The organism is Prevotella nigrescens (genome assembly GCF_031191185.1).
GTDB classification, from domain to species: Bacteria; Bacteroidota; Bacteroidia; order Bacteroidales; family Bacteroidaceae; genus Prevotella; species Prevotella nigrescens.
Genome location: NZ_CP133465.1, coordinates 849,471 through 871,721, shown reverse-complemented (window position 1 = coordinate 871,721; position 22,251 = coordinate 849,471). Strand labels below are relative to the sequence as shown.

The 22,251-nt window shown below is 40.2% G+C and carries 27 protein-coding genes and 5 tRNA genes; 9 read left to right on the top strand and 23 right to left on the bottom strand.

What is annotated here, in order from left to right; all coding sequences use genetic code 11:
- Positions 1-15: 15 nt before the first annotated feature.
- The 17 genes from rpoB to RDV52_RS05710 all read right to left on the bottom strand — a co-directional run bounded on the left by rpoB (position 16) and on the right by RDV52_RS05710 (position 10,958).
- Positions 16-3,825, bottom strand: coding sequence for a DNA-directed RNA polymerase subunit beta (gene rpoB / locus RDV52_RS05790; RefSeq protein WP_004362508.1), 3,810 nt, complete (start codon positions 3,823-3,825; stop codon positions 16-18).
- Between the two features lie 156 nt (positions 3,826-3,981).
- Positions 3,982-4,359, bottom strand: a complete 378-nt coding sequence (gene rplL, locus RDV52_RS05785; protein WP_004362506.1) for a 50S ribosomal protein L7/L12 — start codon at positions 4,357-4,359, stop codon at positions 3,982-3,984.
- Positions 4,360-4,412: 53 nt separating this feature from the next.
- Entirely contained in the window at positions 4,413-4,931 is a 519-nt protein-coding gene (rplJ, locus tag RDV52_RS05780; RefSeq protein WP_004362504.1) for a 50S ribosomal protein L10, read from the bottom strand.
- Between the two features lie 18 nt (positions 4,932-4,949).
- Complete coding sequence (rplA, locus tag RDV52_RS05775) at positions 4,950-5,642, bottom strand: 50S ribosomal protein L1 (protein ID WP_004362502.1); 693 nt, start codon at positions 5,640-5,642, stop codon at positions 4,950-4,952.
- Between the two features lie 21 nt (positions 5,643-5,663).
- Positions 5,664-6,104 (bottom strand): 50S ribosomal protein L11, encoded by a 441-nt coding sequence (gene rplK, locus RDV52_RS05770; protein ID WP_004362500.1) that lies wholly within the window; start codon positions 6,102-6,104, stop codon positions 5,664-5,666.
- Positions 6,105-6,152: 48 nt separating this feature from the next.
- Positions 6,153-6,698, bottom strand: coding sequence for a transcription termination/antitermination protein NusG (gene nusG, locus RDV52_RS05765; protein ID WP_004366569.1), 546 nt, complete (start codon positions 6,696-6,698; stop codon positions 6,153-6,155).
- Positions 6,699-6,709: 11 nt separating this feature from the next.
- Positions 6,710-6,913: a preprotein translocase subunit SecE gene (gene secE / locus RDV52_RS05760; RefSeq protein ID WP_257880541.1), complete on the bottom strand. Its 204-nt coding sequence runs from the start codon at positions 6,911-6,913 to the stop codon at positions 6,710-6,712.
- 15 nt (positions 6,914-6,928) lie between these two features.
- Positions 6,929-7,001: transfer RNA gene (locus tag RDV52_RS05755), tRNA-Trp, on the bottom strand.
- Positions 7,002-7,047: 46 nt separating this feature from the next.
- Complete coding sequence (gene tuf, locus RDV52_RS05750; RefSeq protein ID WP_004366570.1) at positions 7,048-8,238, bottom strand: elongation factor Tu; 1,191 nt, start codon at positions 8,236-8,238, stop codon at positions 7,048-7,050.
- A gap of 70 nt (positions 8,239-8,308) precedes the next feature.
- Positions 8,309-8,380 (bottom strand) — tRNA-Thr (locus tag RDV52_RS05745).
- 7 nt (positions 8,381-8,387) lie between these two features.
- Positions 8,388-8,460: transfer RNA gene (locus RDV52_RS05740), tRNA-Gly, on the bottom strand.
- Between the two features lie 65 nt (positions 8,461-8,525).
- Positions 8,526-8,607: transfer RNA gene (locus tag RDV52_RS05735), tRNA-Tyr, on the bottom strand.
- Between the two features lie 18 nt (positions 8,608-8,625).
- Positions 8,626-8,699 (bottom strand) — tRNA-Thr (locus RDV52_RS05730).
- A gap of 102 nt (positions 8,700-8,801) precedes the next feature.
- Complete coding sequence (gene hpf / locus RDV52_RS05725; protein ID WP_004362493.1) at positions 8,802-9,098, bottom strand: ribosome hibernation-promoting factor, HPF/YfiA family; 297 nt, start codon at positions 9,096-9,098, stop codon at positions 8,802-8,804.
- A gap of 15 nt (positions 9,099-9,113) precedes the next feature.
- Positions 9,114-10,004, bottom strand: coding sequence for a tyrosine recombinase XerC (gene xerC, locus RDV52_RS05720; RefSeq protein ID WP_004366571.1), 891 nt, complete (start codon positions 10,002-10,004; stop codon positions 9,114-9,116).
- Positions 10,005-10,077: 73 nt separating this feature from the next.
- Positions 10,078-10,269, bottom strand: coding sequence for a 30S ribosomal protein S21 (gene rpsU / locus RDV52_RS05715; protein WP_004362489.1), 192 nt, complete (start codon positions 10,267-10,269; stop codon positions 10,078-10,080).
- Positions 10,270-10,466: 197 nt separating this feature from the next.
- Entirely contained in the window at positions 10,467-10,958 is a 492-nt protein-coding gene (locus RDV52_RS05710; protein WP_023925629.1) for a methylated-DNA--[protein]-cysteine S-methyltransferase, read from the bottom strand.
- A 107-nt stretch (positions 10,959-11,065) separates the two neighbouring features.
- Here RDV52_RS05710 and RDV52_RS05705 point away from each other — a divergent pair, with 107 nt between their 5' ends.
- Positions 11,066-11,257: a hypothetical protein gene (locus RDV52_RS05705; protein WP_004362483.1), complete on the top strand. Its 192-nt coding sequence runs from the start codon at positions 11,066-11,068 to the stop codon at positions 11,255-11,257.
- Between the two features lie 152 nt (positions 11,258-11,409).
- Positions 11,410-11,952: a DUF5715 family protein gene (locus RDV52_RS05700; protein WP_257880542.1), complete on the top strand. Its 543-nt coding sequence runs from the start codon at positions 11,410-11,412 to the stop codon at positions 11,950-11,952.
- 37 nt (positions 11,953-11,989) lie between these two features.
- Here the strand turns inward: RDV52_RS05700 and RDV52_RS05695 are convergent, their stop codons facing one another.
- Positions 11,990-12,616 (bottom strand): DUF2284 domain-containing protein, encoded by a 627-nt coding sequence (locus tag RDV52_RS05695; protein ID WP_004362480.1) that lies wholly within the window; start codon positions 12,614-12,616, stop codon positions 11,990-11,992.
- A gap of 958 nt (positions 12,617-13,574) precedes the next feature.
- On the opposite strand from RDV52_RS05695, the gene RDV52_RS05690 reads away from it, so the two are divergent.
- Genes RDV52_RS05690 through RDV52_RS05660 form a run of 7 tightly spaced genes read left to right on the top strand, consistent with a single transcriptional unit; the run spans position 13,575 to position 16,810 of the window.
- Complete coding sequence (locus tag RDV52_RS05690; RefSeq protein ID WP_004366574.1) at positions 13,575-13,784, top strand: hypothetical protein; 210 nt, start codon at positions 13,575-13,577, stop codon at positions 13,782-13,784.
- Positions 13,785-13,796: 12 nt separating this feature from the next.
- Positions 13,797-14,015, top strand: coding sequence for a hypothetical protein (locus tag RDV52_RS05685; RefSeq protein WP_004332867.1), 219 nt, complete (start codon positions 13,797-13,799; stop codon positions 14,013-14,015).
- Positions 14,016-14,027: 12 nt separating this feature from the next.
- Complete coding sequence (locus RDV52_RS05680) at positions 14,028-14,444, top strand: PcfK-like family protein (protein ID WP_004366575.1); 417 nt, start codon at positions 14,028-14,030, stop codon at positions 14,442-14,444.
- A 21-nt stretch (positions 14,445-14,465) separates the two neighbouring features.
- The gene (locus RDV52_RS05675) at positions 14,466-14,996 is read left to right on the top strand and encodes an antirestriction protein ArdA (protein WP_004366576.1); all 531 of its coding nucleotides are present in this window, start codon (positions 14,466-14,468) and stop codon (positions 14,994-14,996) included.
- A 16-nt stretch (positions 14,997-15,012) separates the two neighbouring features.
- Entirely contained in the window at positions 15,013-16,287 is a 1,275-nt protein-coding gene (locus RDV52_RS05670) for a PcfJ domain-containing protein (protein ID WP_004366577.1), read from the top strand.
- 33 nt (positions 16,288-16,320) lie between these two features.
- Complete coding sequence (locus RDV52_RS05665; protein WP_004366578.1) at positions 16,321-16,575, top strand: hypothetical protein; 255 nt, start codon at positions 16,321-16,323, stop codon at positions 16,573-16,575.
- A gap of 4 nt (positions 16,576-16,579) precedes the next feature.
- The gene (locus RDV52_RS05660; protein WP_004366579.1) at positions 16,580-16,810 is read left to right on the top strand and encodes a hypothetical protein; all 231 of its coding nucleotides are present in this window, start codon (positions 16,580-16,582) and stop codon (positions 16,808-16,810) included.
- 152 nt (positions 16,811-16,962) lie between these two features.
- On the opposite strand, the gene RDV52_RS05655 is transcribed toward RDV52_RS05660, so the two are convergent.
- The 5 genes from RDV52_RS05655 to RDV52_RS05635 all read right to left on the bottom strand — a co-directional run bounded on the left by RDV52_RS05655 (position 16,963) and on the right by RDV52_RS05635 (position 22,250).
- Complete coding sequence (locus RDV52_RS05655) at positions 16,963-19,710, bottom strand: TrlF family AAA-like ATPase (RefSeq protein ID WP_004366581.1); 2,748 nt, start codon at positions 19,708-19,710, stop codon at positions 16,963-16,965.
- Positions 19,711-19,830: 120 nt separating this feature from the next.
- Positions 19,831-20,346, bottom strand: coding sequence for a glycoside hydrolase family protein (locus tag RDV52_RS05650; protein WP_004366582.1), 516 nt, complete (start codon positions 20,344-20,346; stop codon positions 19,831-19,833).
- Entirely contained in the window at positions 20,330-20,791 is a 462-nt protein-coding gene (locus RDV52_RS05645) for a DUF3872 domain-containing protein (protein ID WP_004366583.1), read from the bottom strand. Before RDV52_RS05645 ends, RDV52_RS05650 begins: the two co-directional genes overlap by 17 nt.
- A gap of 20 nt (positions 20,792-20,811) precedes the next feature.
- Positions 20,812-21,666 carry a toprim domain-containing protein gene (locus RDV52_RS05640; protein ID WP_004366584.1) on the bottom strand — a complete coding sequence of 285 codons (855 nt, stop codon included), beginning with the start codon at positions 21,664-21,666 and terminating at the stop codon, positions 20,812-20,814.
- A complete protein-coding gene (locus RDV52_RS05635) occupies positions 21,666-22,250 on the bottom strand; it encodes a conjugal transfer protein TraO (protein WP_004341674.1) in 585 nt (194 codons plus the stop codon). The genes RDV52_RS05640 and RDV52_RS05635 overlap by 1 nt, the downstream gene beginning before the upstream one ends.
- Position 22,251: the final 1 nt, after the last annotated feature.

Here is a 22,251-nt window from a genome sequence, read left to right as displayed (position 1 = left end):
TTTTGGGTGTACAATTTAATCAAGTTTAATACTTAATCCAAGACCGCGAAGTTCGTGGAGTAACACATTCAGCGATTCTGGAATACCAGGCATGGGCATGGGTTCGCCTTTGACGATAGATTCGTATGCCTTTGAACGTCCCACAACATCATCTGATTTGATTGTTAGGATTTCTTGCAAAACATGCGATGCGCCAAATGCCTCGATTGCCCAAACTTCCATTTCTCCGAATCGTTGTCCACCAAACTGAGCCTTACCGCCCAATGGTTGCTGCGTAATAAGAGAATATGGACCAATGCTACGTGCGTGCATTTTATCTTCAACCATGTGTCCTAACTTCAAGAAATAAGTAATACCAACTGTTGCAGGCTGATCGAAACGTTCGCCAGTCTCACCATCATAAATATAAGTAGAACACATTGGAGGCAGACCAGCCTTGTCGGTCCATTCCTTTAAGTCTTCCAGTTTAGCACCATCGAAAATTGGCGTAGAAAACTTAACACCCAATTTATAACCCGCAGCACCAAGAATGGCTTCAAATATCTGACCAAGATTCATACGGGAAGGTACACCCATAGGATTCAATACTAAATCCACAGCTCGACCATCTTCAAGGAAAGGCATATCTTCTACACGCACAACTTTTGACACAATACCTTTATTACCATGACGTCCAGCAAGCTTATCACCAACCTGTATCTTGCGTTTCTTGGCAATATAAACTTTTGCCATCTGTAAAACGCCAGAAGGAAGCTCGTCACCTATCGTAATAGAGAACTTCTTACGCTTAAGTTCTGCATCCATTTGCTTATACTTGCGAATGAAGTTCATGATAAGTTGCCTAATTAAGGAATTGGTATGCTCGTCATCTGTCCAACCATTCGATTGGATTCCTTCGTAATCAAGATTTTTCAAAGCTGCCATAGTAAATTTAGCGCCTTTGGTTATAATCTCGGCATTCGAATAGTCCTTAATTCCTTGCGAAACTTTGTCTTCGGTTAATTCAAGAAGCTTATCAACTAACAAACTCCTCAAATCGTTAATTTTAGCTTCCTGCTCTTCGTCAAGGCGTGCTAAAGTCGCTTTATCGTGTCGTTTACTCTCACGTGTTTTGAGTGCACGAGCAAATAATCTCTTATCAATAACAACACCGCTTAAAGATGGATTTGCCTTTAATGAAGAATCTTTCACATCTCCAGCCTTATCACCGAAAATAGCACGCAACAATTTTTCTTCAGGCGAAGGGTCACTCTCTCCTTTTGGAGAAATCTTACCTATCATAATGTCGCCTGGTTCAACACGCGCACCAATACGAATAATACCATTCTCATCTAAATCTTTTGTTGCTTCTTCGCTTACATTAGGGATATCGGAAGTAAATTCTTCAACTCCTCGCTTCGTTTCACGGACCTCAAGGGAATATTCATCTACATGCACTGATGTTAGAACATCTTCGCGCACCATTCGCTCTGAAATAACAACAGCATCTTCATAATTGTAACCTTTCCATGGCATATAAGCCACTAAAAGATTTCGCCCAAGTGCTAACTCACCATTTTCTGTAGCGTAACCTTCAGTAAGGATATCGCCTTTTTTAACACGTTGCCCCTTATTACAAATTGGACGAAGGTCTACAACCATGTTTTGGTTGGTACGACGGAACTTAGATATACGATATTCTTTTAAAGCTGGTTCGAAACTTACAAACTCTTCGTCTTCTGTACGATCATAAAGAATGCGAATGGTAGTCGCATCTACATAATCTATAACACCATCTCCTTCGGCTGTTACCATTGTACGAGAATCTTCGCATACTTGCTTTTCCAAACCGGTCCCTACAATAGGAGCATCATTATGCAATAATGGAACAGCTTGGCGCATCATATTACACCCCATCAATGCACGGTGTCCATCATCGTGCTCCAAGAATGGAATTAAGCCTGCAGATACTGAGGCTATTTGCTGTGGAGCAACGTCCATTAAAGCTACCTGACTTGGTTCTACAACTGGATAATCTGCATCTTGGCGACACTTTACATTATCACGAATAAATGTTCCATCTGGGTTCAGTGGCGCATTACCCTGTCCTACGGGAAGGTCTTCTTCTTCCTCTGCAGTCATATAAACAACATGGTCGTTGTTCAAATCTACTTTCGAATCAGTAACCTTTCTATAGGGAGTAACAATGAAACCCAGATCATTAATCTTCGCATAAAGGCATAATGAAGATATCAGACCAATGTTTGGACCTTCAGGAGATTCAATAGGACATAAGCGACCATAGTGTGTATAATGAACATCACGGACTTCGAAACCTGCACGTTCGCGGGAAAGACCACCAGGACCTAAGGCAGAAAGACGACGTTTGTGTGTTACCTCTGCCAGTGGATTGGTTTGATCCATAAACTGGCTCAATGGATTTGTACCAAAGAATGAGTTAATGACACTTGAGATGGTCTTCGCATTAATCAAATCTGTGGGTTGGAACACTTCATTATCGCGGACATTCATTCGCTCGCGAATAGTACGACTCATTCGCGCTAAACCTATAGAGAATTGATTTGCCAATTGCTCACCAACAGTACGAACACGACGGTTAGATAGATGGTCGATATCATCAACAGTGGCATTTGAATTCACAAGGTTTATCAAATATTTTATAATCGCGATAATATCGTCTTTTGTCAGAACTCGAACATCCATATCTGTATCAAGTCCCAACTTTCTGTTTATTCTATATCGTCCAACCTCGCCAAGATCGTAACGCTTATCAGAAAAGAAAAGATTCTGGAAAACTTCCCTTGCACTTGCATCATCTGCAGCATCAGCATTTCGTAACTGTCTATAAATATAATTTACAGCTTCTATCTCTGAATGACTGGGATCTTTTGCTAATGTGTTAAAGATAATTGAAAACTTATTGGCAACACTTTCATCTTTGTGCAAAAGAATAGAAGAAACTCCACTTTCAAGGATAGTATCGACATTCTCCTCGGTAATTTCTGTTTCACGCTCAACAACGACTTCGTTACGTTCAATAGATACAACTTCACCAGTATCTTCGTCAACGAAATCTTCGTTCCAGCTCTTCATTACATTACCTGCCAATTTCCGTCCTAATGCAGACTTCAGATTTTTCTTATTTACCTTTATCTCCTCACAAAGATCGAAAATCTGTAATATATCCTTATCTGACTCAAAACCAATTGCCCGAAGCATTGTTGTCACAGGCAACTTCTTTTTACGGTCGATATAAGCATACATTACATTATTTATATCAGTAGCAAATTCAATCCATGAACCTTTGAAAGGAATTATACGAGCACTATAAAGTACTGTTCCATTTGCATGTACACCTTGTCCAAAGAAAACTCCAGGAGAACGATGCAATTGAGAAACAACAACACGTTCTGCACCATTAATTATAAAAGTTCCATTATCGGTCATATAGGGAATTGTACCAAGAAAGACATCTTGGATGAAAGTCCCAAAATCTTCATGTTCTGGATCGGTACAATAAAGCTTCATTTTAGCTTTCAAAGGTACACTATAAGTCAATCCTCGTTCTAAACATTCTGAAATAGAATAACGTGGGGGATCAATATAATAATCTAAAAACTCGAGAACAAAATTATTACGTGTATCAGTAATGGGGAAATTTTCAACGAAAACTTTATATAAGCCATCCTCTTTGCGATCTTCAGGAGGTGTATCAAGTTGCAAAAAATCCTTGAAAGATTTTAATTGTAAATCCAAAAAATCTGGGAATGGATACGGATTCTGCACACTGGCAAAGTTTATTCTGGGTCTATTCTCTGCTGTCATATTTATATTATTATGCCTGTGATATAATATCACAAACAATCAATTAATAATTAAAGACATAAAATGGTTAGAATTCACCTACTTGGTAAATTCTAACCATATTTCTATAAACTATGCTTTTACGCAATTATAAAAGCATTTTTCTTCCGAAGAATGTTACTTCAATTCGACCTTAGCACCTTCAGCTTCAATCAACTTCTTCAAGTTTTCAGCTTCAGCCTTAGCCACACCTTCCTTGATAGTAGAAGGAGCACCATCAACTAAGTCCTTCGCATCTTTCAAACCAAGCCCACAAGCTTCTTTTACCGCCTTAACTACCTTAAGTTTGTTTGCACCAGCTTCAGTAAGAACAACATCAAATTCTGTTTTCTCTTCAGCTGCAGCAGCTGCACCACCAGCAGCAGGACCAGCAACTGCTACGGCTGCAGCAGCAGGCTCAATTCCATACTCGTCCTTGAGGACAGTTGCTAACTCATTTACTTCCTTAACAGTAAGATTTACTAATTCTTCTGCAATAGCTTTAATATCTGCCATTTTATTCTAATATTTTAATTTATTCTACTTATTTTTATTATTGACTTTATAATTTACTCAGAACGTTCGCCTAAAGTCTTAAGCACACCATGAATTGTACTTGCTCCGGATTGAAGAGCAGAAACAACATTCTTTGCGGGAGATTGCAGCAAAGCCACAACATCAGCAATAAGTTCATCCTTACTTTTGAGAGCTACAAGTTCTTCAAGCTTGTCAGCACCAATGAACATAGACTCTTCTGCATAAGCGGCTTTTAAAGCTGGTATGCCTTCCTTCTTATACTCTTTTAAAAGTTTTGCAGGAATATTAGCTACATGTGAGAACATTATAGCCGTATTCCCTTTTAAAACTCCATAAAGAGGTTCATAATCTAGTTCAGATGCTTCGAAAGCTTTATGTAAAAGATTGTTTTTAACAACAATCATCTTAATTTCACTCTTAAAGCATTTACGACGAAGAGAGCTTGTAGCTGACGCATTTAATCCAGTAACATCTACAAGATAAAAATGTGGATACTCTTTCAATTTTTCCCCAAGCTCGGTTATAATAGTATCTTTAACTTCTTTTTTCATCTTTCAAACTTTTTAGAGTTATTCAGCTGATTTGGGATCAATCTTGATACCTTTACTCATTGTACTTGAAATAAAGATACTCTTAATATATGTACCTTTTGCTGCTGCAGGTTTCAATTTCACAACAGTTGATATAAATTCTTTTGCATTTCCAAGAATTTGTTCAGCTGTCATACTAATTTTACCAATTGATGTATGAATGATTCCTGCCTTATCAACCTTAAAGTCTATCTTTCCAGATTTCACTTCTTTTACAGCTTTAGCAACGTCCATCGTAACAGTACCACTCTTAGGGTTAGGCATTAAACCACGAGGACCAAGAACTCGTCCCAGAGGACCTACTTTACCCATACAAGAAGGCATCGTAATAATTACATCTACATCAGTCCAACCTGAATTTATTTTTTGAATATATTCATCAAGACCGACATAATCAGCACCAGCCTCTTTTGCAGCAGCTTCTTGATCAGGAGTACATAAACATAATACTCTTGTCTGTTTACCAGTTCCATTAGGTAATGTAACTACACCACGAACCATCTGATTTGCTTTTCGTGGATCTACACCTAAACGAATATCAACATCTACAGATGCATCAAATTTCGTTGTTGTAATTTCCTTAACAAGTTTAGATGCTTCTGTTAAAGTGTATGCCTTCCCTAATTCAACCTTCTCAGCTACTGATTTCTGATTTTTTGTCAGTTTACTCATTTTTACTTCTGAAGTTTAATATTATTTATTAGGGAAGTCCCCTTTTACTGTTATTCCCATACTACGTGCCGTTCCAGCAATAAGCCTCATAGCACTCTCTACCGTAAAACAATTAAGATCAGGCATTTTATCTTCTGCTATAGTCCTAATTTGATCCCAAGTTACAGAAGCAACCTTCTTACGATTGGGCTCACCTGAACCGCTCTTTGCCTTGGCAGCCTCAAGCAACTGAATTGCTGCAGGAGGAGTCTTAATAACAAAGCTAAAAGACTTATCGTTATAGTATGTGATAACAACTGGAAGAATTTTCCCAGCCTTATCCTGGGTTCGGGCGTTGAACTCCTTACAAAACCCCATTATATTGATGCCTTTAGAACCCAAGGCAGGTCCTACAGGAGGAGAAGGATTTGCAGCGCCACCTTTAATCTGTAATTTGATTAATCCAGCAACTTCTTTAGCCATTTTCTGTCAATTTAAATTGATTTATAATAAGAGGAAAAATCATTAAACTTAGTCCTCCTTTGATACTTGCATAAAACTTAGTTCTAAAGGATTTTGTCGTCCGAAAATCATAACCATCACCTTCAATTTATGTTTCTCCGTATTCACTTCTTCAATGATACCATGGAAACCACTGAATGGTCCGTCAGTTACTTTTACAGATTCTCCAACTGCATAAGGAATATCTTGTACTTCCTCAAGCATTGATTCCTCTGTTCTGCCAAGTAAGCGGTTCATCTCTGCCTGCCGAATAGGGGTCGGTTCTGCAGTTCCGCCAAGAAATCCTAATACATTTGGTACAAAACGAAGTAACGATGCAACTTCTGAGTTCATATCAGCCTGTACAAGTATATAACCTGGAAGACTTAATTTCTCAGTAATAACACGTTTTCCATTACGCAAAGAAGCATAACTCTCTGTTGGCAATAGAATACCAAAAACACGCTCCGCTAACTTCTCATTCTGTCGTAATTCAGCTTCGATATATTCTTTTACCTTCGCCTCTTTACCACTGATTGCACGAAGTACATACCATTTCTTTTCTGTATCAGCCATTCCCTAATACTTTAGCTCGGATAAACAAATCCCATCACATGCTGTGATATAAAATCAAAAACGAACACAACGAGAGCAATGAATAGGGAAGCAGATAATACTACCATTGCACTATGTGTTAGCTCGGCACGTGTTGGCCATGTCGTTTTATGCGCAAGTTCATTATAACAATCCTTGCTGTATTCTAAGAATTTAAAAAATATTCTTTTAAGCATATTATTTTCTTTAAGCACGGGTTGAAGGACTCGAACCCTCGACACCTGGTTTTGGAGACCAGTGCTCTACCAACTGAGCTAAACCCGTATATAGATTCCCAATACTGGGAATCTATTTATATAGAGTACATGAATTAATCTTCGTAAACCTCTGTAATCTGACCAGAACCTACTGTGCGACCACCTTCACGGATAGCAAAACGCAAACCCGTATTTAAAGCTACGGCATAGATTAGTTCTACAGTAATTTCAACATTATCACCAGGCATTACCATTTCAACGCCTTCTGGCAATGTTATTTCACCTGTACAGTCCATAGTACGGAGATAGAACTGGGGACGATACTTATTTCCGAATGGAGTATGACGACCACCTTCTTCTTTCTTTAAGATATATACAGACGCCTTAAACTTCTTGTAAGGTTTAATCTGACCTGGGTGGCAAAGAACCATACCGCGTTTGATTTCTGCCTTATCGATTCCACGAAGAAGCAAACCAACGTTATCACCAGCACGTCCTTCATCAAGTAGTTTACGGAACATTTCCACACCAGTTACAGTAGATTTTTTATCCTCACCAAGACCGAGCAATTCTACTTCATCACCAACATGGATTACACCTGTTTCTATACGACCAGTAGCAACTGTACCACGACCAGTAATAGAGAATACGTCTTCAATAGGCATCAAGAATGGTTTGTCAGTAGCGCGTGGAGGTTCTTGAATCCACTCATCTACAGTATCCATTAACTTCATTACTTGTTCAACCCATTTATCAACACCATTCAATGCACCAAGAGCAGAACCACGAATGATTGGAGTATCTTCTTCAAAGTCATATTGCTCGAGAATTTCACGAACTTCCATTTCAACGAGTTCAAGCATCTCTTCGTCTTCAACCATATCGCACTTGTTCAAGAAAACAACCAAACGAGGAACGTTTACCTGACGAGCGAGCAATACGTGTTCACGAGTTTGAGGCATAGGACCATCAGTTGCAGCCACAACCAAAATTGCACCGTCCATCTGAGCAGCACCAGTTACCATGTTTTTCACATAATCGGCGTGTCCAGGGCAGTCTACGTGTGCATAGTGACGCTTAGCAGTTTCGTATTCAATGTGAGCAGAGTTGATAGTAATACCGCGTTCTTTTTCTTCTGGTGCATTATCAATCTGATCAAAAGACTTAACATCTTCACTACCGAAGCCCTTATCGTGAAGAACCTTAGAGATGGCAGCTGTCAATGTAGTCTTACCGTGGTCTACGTGACCAATTGTACCAATATTTACGTGCGGCTTGGTACGTTGAAATGTCTCTTTAGCCATAGCTTATTGTTTAATTTATAAATGAATAATCTTTGTTTTTCTTTCTTATCTGTAATAGACAGAAAAGTAGAGCTGTAACTGAGAGTTGAACTCAGGACCTCTTCCTTACCAAGGAAGTGCTCTACCACTGAGCTATTACAGCAAGAGTGAGCGGAAAACGGGGCTCAAACCCGCGACCCCCAGCTTGGAAGGCTAGTGCTCTATCAACTGAGCTATTTCCGCATTTACCGTCTTTTCAATCAACATTTGAAAGTATATTAAAAACGGATAAGTACTCTTTACTTATGTGGGTAGTGATGGATTCGAACCACCGAAGCTAGAAGCAGCAGATTTACAGTCTGCCCCATTTGGCCACTCTGGAAACTACCCAAGCTTTTCCGAAATCAGAGCCTCTTGTCGGATTCGAACCAACGACCCCGAGATTACAAATCACGTGCTCTGGCCAACTGAGCTAAAGAGGCGAAATGCAGCCATTTGACTATTTATATTTACAATTACTCGTAAAACGGCTGCAAAGATACGGCTTTATTTTTTTTCTTCCAAAAGAATTGGAGTTTTTTTTCTTACTTTCTTTGTTTTTCCTTTACTTTCGTGAGTTGAACCTTCATTGCATCTAAGCACAAGTCGACTCCTTCTTCGAAGGTATTGCAGGTTTTCTCTGCAAACAACTTATTTCCAGGTATTAAGACCGTAAAACTTGTCGTCTTATTCATAGATACAGCGGGTTTCTCGACTTTCAATTGCACCTCTACTTTCTGAATATCTTCATAAGTTTTCGATAACTTCTCAACTTTCTTGTTAATGAAAGCATCTAATTTTTCGGTAGTCTCAAAATGAATTGATTGAATTTTAACGTCCATAATTACCTCCTTTTTTTATTTAAGGTTAGCCCGTGGGTGAGCTTCGTTATATGTTTCTTTCAGCTGTTCGAAAGTTACGTGTGTGTATATTTCTGTCGTTGCAATACTTTCATGTCCGAGTAATTTCTTCACACTTCCCAATTCTGCTTTATGATTTAGCATTGCCGTTGCAAATGTGTGCCGAAGAACATGTGGCGATTTTTTCTTTAATGTTGAGACCTTTGCAATGTTCACTTTCACCATCGTTCTTACCTGGCTTGTAGTTACTCGTTCACCTTTTCCATTTACGAATAAGGCATTTTGCCCTTCCGTTTTTGGATTACGACTTTGCAAATATGTCATCAACGTTTCTTCGAGTTCTTCACCAAACGGAATTATCCGTTGTTTATTTCGCTTTCCCGTTACTTTTAATTCATGGGTTATGAAATTTACATCTTCCACATTTAAGCCCACAAGTTCAGAAACTCTGACACCAGTAGAATAGAACATTATTATTATAGCACGCGCGAGAACATCTTTATATTTATCTGTCCACATTTTAGGGTCTATCAGTTTATCCATCTCTGTTTCTTTCAGAAATTGCGGAAGAACTTTTTTATTTTTAGGTCCCCGAATGTTATAAGTAGGATCAGCTTCAATAAATCCTCTTTTTAATGCATATCGATAATATGAACGTAGGGCGCTTAATCTTCTATTTACAGAAGAGGGAGCATTTCCCTTATCCATCATTTGTTCTATCCAGTCCCGAATAATGTCTCCATCAACATCTTCCCAAGACAAATCTGCTTTTAACTTTCCGAAGAATAATTCAAACTGTTCTAAATCAGCTTTATAATCATCTACTGTTTTCTGCGAATAATTCCGCTCCAACTGCAAGAACTTCAAAAAGTTTTCTATATTCAACATCGTTGCAATACTTATCTCTTGGCAACGAAGTTACTGAATATTATTTTAACTACCAAATTTTCGCAGAATAATTTTACTCTTCTGCATTACGAAGACGCTGTACATAGATAGCACGTTCCATCTTCAAGCGTTTTTTAACAGAAGGTTTGTCAAATTGTTGACGAGAACGAAGTTCTTTTACAACACCTGTCTTTTCAAACTTTCTCTTAAATTTCTTAAGTGCTCTTTCGATGTTCTCGCCATCTTTAACTGGTACAATAATCATGCTTGTTTGTTTTATTATTAATTATGTTAAACATTCACCAAATGGCATTATGCCATTTTAGTGTGCAAAATTACGGCTTATTTTCTTATCTGCCAAATAATTGGCTGCTTTTTCTATGTTTTAAGTTTCATGAGACCAAGCACTACCAAAGTTAGATTGGGATAACTTCTTGGTGGAGTGGTCTTTTTAGGGTACGACTAATAAGTTTCTAATTTCAACAAATATTCTTTTCGCCAAATGCCGCCGGCATAGCCTGTCATTGTTCCATTCGCTCCCACAACACGGTGACACGGAATAATGATAGATATTGGATTGTGTCCCACAGCTCCGCCTATAGCTTGTGCCGACATTTTTTGTTTGTTTAGTTGAATGGCTATTTGTTTTGATAATGTGCCGTAGGTTGTAGTTTTGCCGTATGGAATGTTTAGTAGTTCTTGCCACACTTGTTGGCGGAATTCTGATCCCTCGGGGCATAGCTTTGGGGTAAAATCTGGTTCTTTTCCTTCAAAGTAGATGTCTAACCATCGTTTTGTATCATCGAAAACAGGGAGATTGCATTCCTCGTATGGCGATTGTAGGATTTGTAGTAGTGGCTTTTGACTTTCAAACCATATGCCCGTTAATGCCATTCCGTTGCTAACAAGTGTTAATTCGCCTAAAGGCGATTTGTATGTTTGTATTTTTTGCATTATGTGAAAATACATTATTAATAGTGCAAAGATACAAAATAAAATACTGTTGACTGAAAAATATATTATCTTTGCAGCGATTTCTATCAGTAATAAAATGTTTAGATATGGACGTGCAAGAATATAGACAACTGATTTTAGACGACCTTCTGGCTCGGAAGACCGATAATGGCGACCCTTTAATTAGTGAATTGGCAGCAAGGGACCTATTGAATGAACTTTCTGACGATGAATTGAAAATGGGAATGTCTTTTAATGAGCCGAAAGATATAGCAGATATAATCATTCAACTAAAATAATTATGCAAATAACTGTAAGAAACAACACCAGGAAAAGTTTGCGAAACGCACTGCATACAAGTGTTTTTGCAACTGTAATAACATTTACTGCAGCATGTGCAAGTAGTAAAAGTAGTAGTGAGGGAGAAACTTTCCGAGACGATAATGTTGCTATGCAAAGTGCTTATCAATTTAAGGACATTCATGGCGAGCAACTTTACGCAGCAAAGAAATATGGGGTAACTCCTATTGATTCACGTGCGAAGTTAGAAGACAACCACAGGCGTCTGAAACTTGTAGAATCTAATGGATATTATCTGATAGATAGGCTGACAGACTCTTCACCTTATCTGACAAAGGGCGCAAAGAGTGTTCTAAAAGAGATTGGTAAAAGATTTCAAGCCGAATTAGACAAAGGCGACTATCGTGAACATCGCATAGTTGTAACTTCGATGTTCAAGACACGCAGAGATATAGAAAGAACTCGACAGGCAAAAAATAATACGGACGACAGTTCTGCACATCTGTATGGAACAACTTTCGATATAAGTTACACCCGTTTCAATCGTACTGGCAAGAGTGGCAAGGCAGTAAGCAACGAAACGATGTGCAATATTTTAGGAAAAGTTATTTCCGATTTACGGGAAAAAGGCGAATGCTGGGCTATATTCGAGCGCAGCCAGCATTGCATTCATGTTACTGTAAGAAAGATATAACTACATTAAGCAAAAACTGCGACATAGCCTTCCGGCTTTATTCTAAACGCAATGTAGCATCGTTAGTCAACAATGCAGTAACAAGCGTTATATATTGGGGTAAGCGTCCATGCTTGCCCCATTTCAGTTCAATACCTAATAAATCTTGCGTTGTCTTCCCTAAGTCGAACCCCACAGCCTCTAACGAAACTCGCACATCGTCCGGGTGTCTACAGGGTTCGCTGTTTGAACGCGCACAAGGTTTGTTGCCACAAAGCAGGCATTGCGAGCCGAGAAAGCAGATACTGCCTGGATATTTATGTTCGTAACGGCGTAGGTATGCCGATGCTTTTGTCAAGCCATAACGCATTGCGTCTCTACACACAGTGTTTACAGCCTCCGGAGTTACCGTCGAAGCAAGTATAACATCGTCGAAGGTCATTTTCGAACCAAGTATATGTGCATATTTAAAGTTGTCGACAAAAGCCTTGACATCGAATTCGCAGGGAGGACAAGTCCATGACTGTCCGAACTTAGGACATTGTTTACATAATCCAAGAAACTTCTCTATGTTACGAAATCCTGCAACATAATCGGCAACAGGAAGCATGGCAGTAACATGAGTAAGTTCAAAACCTTTGCCTTCAGCACTCCCGATGCTTGTTAAAGAACGTATTTCCATCATTTTCGTATAGGACTTTTTGGTTTCAGCACATCTTGTCTCGTGTTCTAAACAAGATGTCCATTGATTTTAATCTATTGCAAAAGTACAAATTAAATCATACAATCTTATTTTTTCTATAGAATATTTCCGGCAGCGAAGCAATGCTGTTTTCCACTTCGTATCCTGTCGAATTACTATTTTGATACCATTCAAATATGGAAATACATTATACCTTCTTTTCAGAATGATTATACTTTTCTGAAGAAAACATATATATCTTTTATAAAAAAATCTATCATTTAGGTCTAAGTAATTGGCTATGAACAGCCTTATGAGTTATGAAATGCAGTAGGTAATGATTTAGCGACCTATCTTCAACTTACGACGATCACGGTAGGCATAAGTCAAAAATGCAGTAGGTAATGATTTAGCGACCTATCTTCAACAGTGATATACAACGCTTTGCATAACTCGAATAACCTATTGCAAAGATAAAGGTATATCGTGAGAAAAAAGAATTTTCTCCAAATTATTTTCATAGAGCCGTCCGTTGGGGCGGCTTTTTGTTTTCCGTGTATTCCGTTTTTATGATAAGATGCAGTCTCGAAAACTGCGTTTTTTGTTTTCGCCCCGCTTCTCCGTCTGCACATCCTCCACTTATGCCCGTGTATTATGTCGGGATCGGTTGTTCGTTGTCAGCGGCAAAGGTAGTTCCGGGCTTCCACGGACAAAAAAGGTCGGGGCGGCAAGCCGTTTAGACGACAATCTCCACACTTCCATTTCATTGCAGGTAGTATTCTCGCCATAAAACCTTGTTTGTCCTAAGCCCTACCTTTTTACGCCACTGAAACGAAAACGACCGACCCGACGGAAAGACGCATAAAAAAAATGTCGGATATGCGAGAAGCAGGGAAAAAGAAAATGGAAACTCAACTCCCTCACCTCTAAAATCCGCATAAAATCAAAAAAATCAGACAAGATGAAACTGAGATACAAAATATCAATTTGGGTGGTACTTGCACTCGCAGGCTCTCTCCTTTGTGGCGGAAGCGTCTGGCTTTGGCTGGCATGGATATGTGTGGGAAAACTCCTCATTCGGCTACTCCTTACCATTGCTTTGGCAATCGCCGCATACATTTTGGCTTATGCCCTCATCATCGGGACAATACTTTGGATACTCATTTCTTAAACAGACAGATATATGAAAAGAAGAAGCAAGACAATCGCACAGCAATGCAGATACTACGAAGTGGACAACATCTTCGAGTATATGGTATCGGTTTACCTCAACGGAAACATATCCACCTTTGGGGAACTATACAAGGAACTCTATCGGAAGGACAGAAAGGAATTTATACTCTATCTCTTTTCAGAAGTTGAACCTATTCATATCCAAGAAATCATTTTAGAAACCATCTAACTATATAAGACAATGAAAGGAACAGAACATTTCAAGGACGTTATCCAAAACTATTTGGAAACGAGAGCATCATACGATGAACTCTTTGCGGAGAATTTCCGCAAAGAGAACAAGAACATAGACGAGTGCATTACCTACATCTTGACGGAAGTCCAAAGAATGGGTTGTGCAGGTCTGTCTGATGAAGAGGTATATTCCCTTGCCGTTCACTATTACGATGAGGATAACATCGAGGTGGGCAAGTCCATCAACTGCCAAGTCGTGGTAAACCATACTATCGAACTTACGGAGGAGGAAAAAGCAGAAGCACGGAAAAAGGCTATCGAGCGATACCAAGCGGAGGAATACCGCAAACTGACCGCCAAGAAACCAAAAGCGGAGAAACAAGTGGAACAGCAGATAGCACAACCCTCACTATTCGAGTTTTAACCCTCTAAACAACAAAAGGAAATGGAAACAAAGGAATTGAACGAAGCACGCATCTATGTAGGCACTTATGCTAAGTACAACAACGGCTCATTGCAGGGCGAGTGGGTGGAACTTTCGGACTTCTACGATTTAGACGACTTTATCGAACATTGTGCCGAGATACACGAGGACGAGGAAGAACCCGAATTGATGTTCCAAGCGTGGGAGGAAATCCCCGATGGTCTGATAGATGAAGGGCATTTGGAGGAAAACTTCTTTGAACTTCGGGACGAGTTGGACAGACTGAGCGACAAGGAGCAAGAAACCTTTTGGGTATGGGCGGACGGTAACAACGCCCAATTCACCCAAGACGCATACAGCCTTGTAAAGGCTTTCCAATCCGCCTACATAGGCAGTTATGCAAGCAGGGAAGATTTTGCGGAGGAGCTTGCGAAAATGGAGAACGACTTACCCGATTTTGCGCTGATATATTTTGACTTCTCCAAATATGCCGATGACCTTTTTTGTACGGACTTTTGGTATAAGGATGGCTATGTATTTCGAAACAACTAATTGAGGAGGAAAGATTATGAAACCGAGAAACAAGTTTGAGAAAGCAGTACTTGCAGAGGGCAAGAACTTACGACCGATAACCAAGACACAGAGTAAATGGGCATTCCGTGAGTGTATAGACCATTTCGCCTATCGATTACCCAAAGGTCGTACCACTTGTATGGATTGTGGACATAGTTGGACAATGGAAAAGCCGGCATATACATGCACTTGCCCTCATTGTAGAGCAAAGTTGCAAGTCCGAACGACTTTTGAACGTAAGATAAGACAGAAGCAATACTTTACGATACTTACCACTTGTAAAGAGTACCAAGTATTAAGAATGTTTCTTCTTTCTGTGGAAATGGAGAAAGGTTGCAAGGCATCATCATACACTATTGAAATCGGTCAGTATTGGTGGAACGCACAAGGACGAAAGACGATTGTTGCCGTTCAAAGAGTACTGGGTAGATACATCGACACCTTTTCCTATTGCTCGCCTATGGCAGTGAGAAACGATAACGAAGCCTACCGCCATATATCGTATTCACTGATATATCCCAAGTTCAAGGTTGCAGAGACACTTCGTAGAAATGGTTTTAGGGACGATTTTCACGACATCGCACCAACCGTTCTCATACCTGCCCTATTGTCCGACAGTCGAGCGGAAACCTTGCTGAAAGCAGGTAGAACCGAACATTTGAAATACTTTCTTGATAATTCACGGACATTTGACGTTTGTTGGCAGTCCTATAAGGTTGCCACTCGCAACGGCTACGACATAGAGGACATTTCAATATGGTGCGACTATGTGGATATGCTCCGCAGATTGGGCAAGGACATACACAGCCCCAAGTATGTTTGCCCCACCGACCTGCATACGGAACACGACCTAAGACAAAACGAACTCCGCAGACAAAGGGAAAAGGAAGAAAAGGAGAAGAAACGCAAAAAGGCAATGGAGGATGAAAAGCGTTTCCACGAACTCAAATCAAAGTTCTTCGGTATCTCATTCACGGATGGCACAATCCAAGTCCACGTTTTGGAGAGCGTGCAGGAACATTTGGATGAGGGTGTGGCAATGCACCATTGCGTATTCGACAATACCTACTATCTCAAAGAGAACTCGCTTATCCTTTCGGCGACCATTGAGGGTAGACGGATAGAAACGATTGAGGTTAATTTGGACACGCTCAAAGTGGTGCAAAGTCGTGGCGTGTGCAACAAGAATACGGAATATCACGACCAAATAGTGAGCCTTGTCAATGCCAATCGCAAATTGATTAGGCAGAGAATGAGAGCGACAGCATAAGCAACAATCACCAATCACCAAAACATCACAGATATGAAAGCAGAAATAGAAAGCATCGTATGCAACTGGGCGGACGAGATACCCCATATCCTTGTAAGGGTAATCAATGCCATTACCTTATCCGCCAATGAGGAGGAACTGAGGGCAGCCGTCAAGAGGATAGTCGAAGAAACGGAACTCGACAAGTTCTTTGCCTATGGTTACGGCACACATCATTTTTGGCTTACCCACCGCAGGTTATCCAATGGAGAACCAATGGAACACAGATTATTAAAGGTTGAATTTTGAGAATATGAAAAAGAGAGTTTACAGAGTACGGACACAATACATCTTCGAGGGAGTTTTTGAGGTGGTTGCCGAGAGCAGAGAAGAAGCACGACAAAAGGTCATTCAGGATTGTGGAATGGTGATGGGTAGAAACGTTCACAGCACTCTTCCCGATGAAGAAATCAATTGGGCTTTCTCTACGCACCCCGAAGTAAGGACGGGACGGATAACCGTTCAAGAAGAACAAACAAAGTAAAGCGGTCGGCAGATTTGCCGACCGCTACTTTCTTTCGTGAGCTTCGAGCGGACAAAGAAAGTAGCAAAGAAACCCGATGAAAAGCACCTCGTTACTTTTGACAGTGAGTTGAGACGGCTCAAAAGTAACAAAAAGCCCAACCAAATATGGTTCTATCTTCTAAAACCGTATTTCTGTTCACGCTTTTCAAAAGCAATACGTCCTCCTTCCAAAATATCACATATATGTTCACGGATACCTTGTGAGGATAAGATATACTCAGAGTTTTCGTCTCTTTGTTTGGTATCTTCCAAAGCCCCGTTAATATATTGAAATTTCATGCCTCCTAAGTTTGGCGTATCTGCACCTTCTTGATTGGCTACAATTACATTTTCTGCGTCTGCACTTACCACAACATTGGAATTGTGCGTTACCAATATTATCTGTCGTTCTTTCTTTTTTCGTTTGATGTATGCAACCAACTCATGATAAATTGCACGGTTGTCGAGACTATCTTCTGGTTGGTCAATGAGTATTGGACATTTCTTATCACTAAAATCTAAGAGTAATTTTAGAATAACAAAAGCCTGTTTTCCTTCCGACATGTTTACAAATGCATCTCCCTGATAGGTTAAACTATAATCAAGACTATACCAATTACGAGTAAGAAATTCAATCGCAACATTTAAAGCCTCGTATCCGTTCTTTAGTAAGATATTCTCTGAAAGAAGATTTTTGAGAAAGTCCAAGCTGTAAGATTTGTTATCGTCATCATATCTGTTTAGTAACATTTTCAAGTATTCTTGACGTTCAGTCCCACGTTGGTTAAGCCTACTTTCCAAGAATTCCTGTAACTCTTTCTTGTGAAATGTAAGACCCACGCAAATATCAAGTCCATCATATGTGATTTCTAATGTATTACATATTTCTCTTGCCATAATTTTATAAGAACAGTGAGCATCAATAATTTTCTGAATAAGAGAATTACGCAGCTTTCTTATATGTTCAAGCCTACTCTGCAACCCAATAATAGTTTCAAGGGTTTTCTCTTCTTCTTGTATTTTACTATTAATATCCTTCAATTCCTTATTGCCTTCAAAAGCATGTATTCCTTTCTTATAGACATCATAAGCGATTATAGTTTGAATATCTGTGCTTATTTGCTCTTTTACTTTTGAGGTCTTTTCTATGAAATGTTGAACAATGTTACCCCATTCAATTTCAGTCTTTACCTTCAAATCATTGTACAGTCGGTCAATATCATACTGATTCAAAGGAAATGATAATTGATTAAATTGCCACTTGTCCTTGAAGGTAGGATCAAAAGGAGTGACATTCTTCATTTTATCCAGTAATCCTAAATCATTGTCTATTTCTGCTATTTGTTTTTTCTTTTCCTGAATTTGACGTAAGTATGCATCAAAGGACATTCTTTCTTCTTGCGTTAATTCACTTCCCTTTTGCAACTCAGCGGCTTTCGACTTTAGCAAATTTAACTGTTGAGTTACTCCGTCTTTATTCCCTTTTTCAGACAAAGACTTTGCAATAGAAACTATATCTTTTTGCATTTGGAAGATAGAAAAAACACCCTCTGATATTTCTTTTGAAATTTCAGTAAGTTGCTCATTGTAAGCTTTCAATAACCCCGCCTCATCTTTGTCTTTTATAATGCTATCAACTATCCTATTTGTCTTTTCTGAATCAAAAGCAATATCATGCATATAACTTTGTCGAAAATATTCTATTTCACGACCAAGTTGATCATTTCCATCCTGCCATCGAATAGATACTCCATCAAGATGCTGCCTAATAAAATCATCTTCTTCAACTTCTTTATTTCCATGCTTAGCAGCAATTGCTTTAAGCAAGGAAGACTTACCTGTCGAACGTCCTCCGACAATAGTATTTAAATTCGGATTAAGAAAGATTTTTCCATGCCAAAAATCATCTTCATCTAATGCTATACTATCGATTACTTGGTAAATATTTTTCTCGTCAGGCTTTGTTGTTTGAATTTTCACCCTATCTTCAGGTTCAAATAGAATTTGTTTTAACCCTTCAAATGTTGTATCAGCTTTAATCCAAGTTTTACAATTTCCCAATCTATCTTTTAGCTCAATCTGGTCTGCAAAAGAATGCGCATCACTACAATCTAACAGCAAATCATTTACACCTTGTTCATGTAGTTTTTCTTTTGACTTATTGTATGCGTCAATATTCTCGGCTGCGGTAAAAACTATATCAACATCATTAATGATGCTCTTTTTTTCTGCTATAGAATTATCGTTCCATTTGAAATCTTCCCATTCTGTTTTGCCAATAGCCGTAATGAATTTGCCATCAAATATCGGATTGGCATTTGATAAAGCATTTTTGATGACAGAAGTCTCAAGATTGAGATTATTGAATCCTTCTCTTAATGGATTTCCATAGTGTTTGCGTTTATCTTCTGGTACAGAATTAATAATCCGTTCTCCTAAATCTTTTATACTATCCATTGAAATAACTCCTCCCCACTGTTGAGTACAGTCAGGACTTAACGTATAATGTGCTGTAAGAGCATTTAGAAATTGTTGCTGAATTTGTTCAGGAGTTAGTTCGTTAGAAAAGATGATATGGTAGTTTATTCTTTTAAACTTCTCATTCCCACAGAACTTGGATAATCTAAACTCGACAACTGGTAGGATCAAATCTATATTTTGAAGTCTACCTTGTTCTTTATAATCGAGAATTTTACGATAACCATCAATAAAAAGATAGTCATTGATGCCAAGAACTTTTATATCATCTGGAAGATGCTCTAAAGCATCTATATACTTCTCCCAGATATCTTTATCAGGAGAACACTTATAATTATGCTCTAAAGAAAAGGGAGTATGAACATGCAAGTCCCAAATACGCCATTCCGATCCTCTGTTCATTTTTTACTTACATTTAATTTCTTGCAAAGTTACTCATTCATAGCGAGAAAGACGAATAAAACAGACAGAAAACGCCCCCTTGCAAGCCGATAAAACTTGCAAGGGGCATACTTTGTGAAATCAGGGTACATAAAACAGGGTAAATTCCACCTTTCGCCGTTTGATAAGACCTCTGAGGACTTTACCCTTGTATCGGCAGAACGAGACATATTCACGGTAAATATCCCTATCTCCCAACTCCAATTTTCGGACAAGGATACTCTTCGGTCGCTTGCCATTTCCCAAGAGGCGATACTCGCCTACATTGTAGGATAGAACGGTGAGCAGGAGCGCATCTTTACCAAACCTTTGGAACGAAGCAAAACGCTTCATCAGGTCTGCTCGAAGCAGGGAATCCGCCCGCCGTTCCGTCATCGCTGCCGTGAACCGCTCTCCGGGCAGAAGCCGATGTCCGTAACCTACATAGGGATAATTCTTCCAAGAATGTAAGCCCTCGAAGTGCTTAATGCAGACCACGGCACGCTCGAACGGCGGTAGTGAGAAGAGTGTCTTTCCGATCTCCTGAGCAGAAAGGTGGAAGCAGGACAAGTAAACAAGGCAGAGCGATAAGACGACAAGTTTACTTCTTGTCCTCATTCGGTTTCTCCTTTTCCTCGTCCCTTTGACTGTTGAACTCAAACGAAAGTTTTTCCGTCTGTCCGAAATTGTCCTCCACATACACGTCTATCGTCTGCTGGTCGGAGGAAGCAGAGGTGTAGTAAAGCCTGAACTCTTCTTTCGTTAGCGTATAGCGGTCATTGGGCTTGAACACCGTGCCGTCGTCCATCTTCAGCCGTCCCTTTCCATCGGTCTGAAAGTACCTTATGGTGTAGCGGGTGTCGGCAAAGTTGCCCTCCCTTTTCAATGTACAGCGTATCTCCGCCGTCTGTCCCTTGACGATGTGCTTCTGCACCGGCATCGTCTCTACCGTGAAGGGGTACGCCTGCTGAATATCCAACTCGTGATTACAAGCAGATAGGCAAAACCCGGCGAGGGCAAGTACTCCCATTACCCATATTGTGTTTATAATTTTCTTTTTCATTGTTTGTTATCGTTTTGTTGTTATACATTGTTCCCTGCATTCTTGGAAAGCAGGAACTCATTCAAATCCTTATGGTCGGCATACAGAGAGCTGCGGTCAATGACCTTTTCCCCGAAATTAGCCCTCAGCTTTTCCAATGTTCTTCGCCCCGCATCATCATTATCGAGATAGCATTCTATCCTGCGATAAACGCCCAGCACTTTCAGTGCTTTCTCCACGTTGGAAACGGAATTAAGAACAAGCCAGTCCGAAGCAATGATGCCCATTTGCATAGCAGAGAGATAATCCATAAAGCCCTCAAAGACGGAACAGACGTCCGAGCCGTTGCGCTTCAGTGAAATGTCTTTGGGCGGTATGCAGCCCTTGAAGAAGCGATTACGCAGTTCCAATCCTCCTGCTTCGTTACGGAAGCCGATGGCATAGTACCGCTTGCCCCGTACACGATACCTCACCTCCTCGCAGTTGGGGATGGCAACGTGGGCATTGATTCCTCGTTCTACCAAATAGCCGAGCAGTCTGCCATTCAATAAGGGACATGTCCAAATATCCTCAAAGGAGGGTTCTCTTTCTTTTTCCCTTGGCAAATGCTCCATAACGGGAAGCGGACACGCACCGCTCTTTGCGATAAAAGCCGCCCTTAAAAGGAAATCCTCGCTCCCGATGAATGCTCCTGCCAAGTCGAAGATGTCTCCGCCTTTTCCTGTCCCAAAGTCGAACCATACGTTTCTATTTATATCAACCTTGAAGGAGGGTCTCCGCTCCATGCGGTACGGAGCGGAATACCACAAGGCATTTCCTTTCTGTCTGGTCGGCTGAATTCCCATTGTGCTGAGGAAGTCCGCAATGGGAATCTCTCTCATCTGTCGTGCATCCATCAGTCCAGCATTATTTTCAGTCCGACACCGTATTGTGTATGAAAACGCCCCATAGAGCCTCCCCACAGACAACGTTCCCTGCCGTAGAGCTGCAACACCAATCTATCCGTCAGATAGGTCTCCGCCTGTAGGGTGATTGCCCCACCGTAAATAAAACCGTCTTTATTACGTACTGTGGAGCCATCAAAGAGCAGTTTCTTTCCACCATTGACCGTCTCATAGCCCGCCAAGGCGGAAATACCTGCTGATAGGAAAAAGGTCTTGCTTCCGTCTGAAAGCACGCCAGAGAAGAAACCTCCCTCGCCCGTGAACTGCTCCACAGGAATACGGCTCTCCCGATAAGGGTGGTATCTGCGGAGATACTCCGCCCCAAGCACCCATTGATGCCCGCCTTTGGTGTAGGTGGCAAGCGAAGCCCCGAACGAATAGCCCGTTTCATTCTTGGAAGAGGGAGAATAAAAACCGTCCGCCATGCCTGCGGTCAGGCGTATACCTTTCATCTTGGGCAGACAACGCTGGGCGTGCGCCTGCCCTGCAAAGAGGGCAAGCGACACGACAAACAGGAAAAACAAAGACTTTCTCATA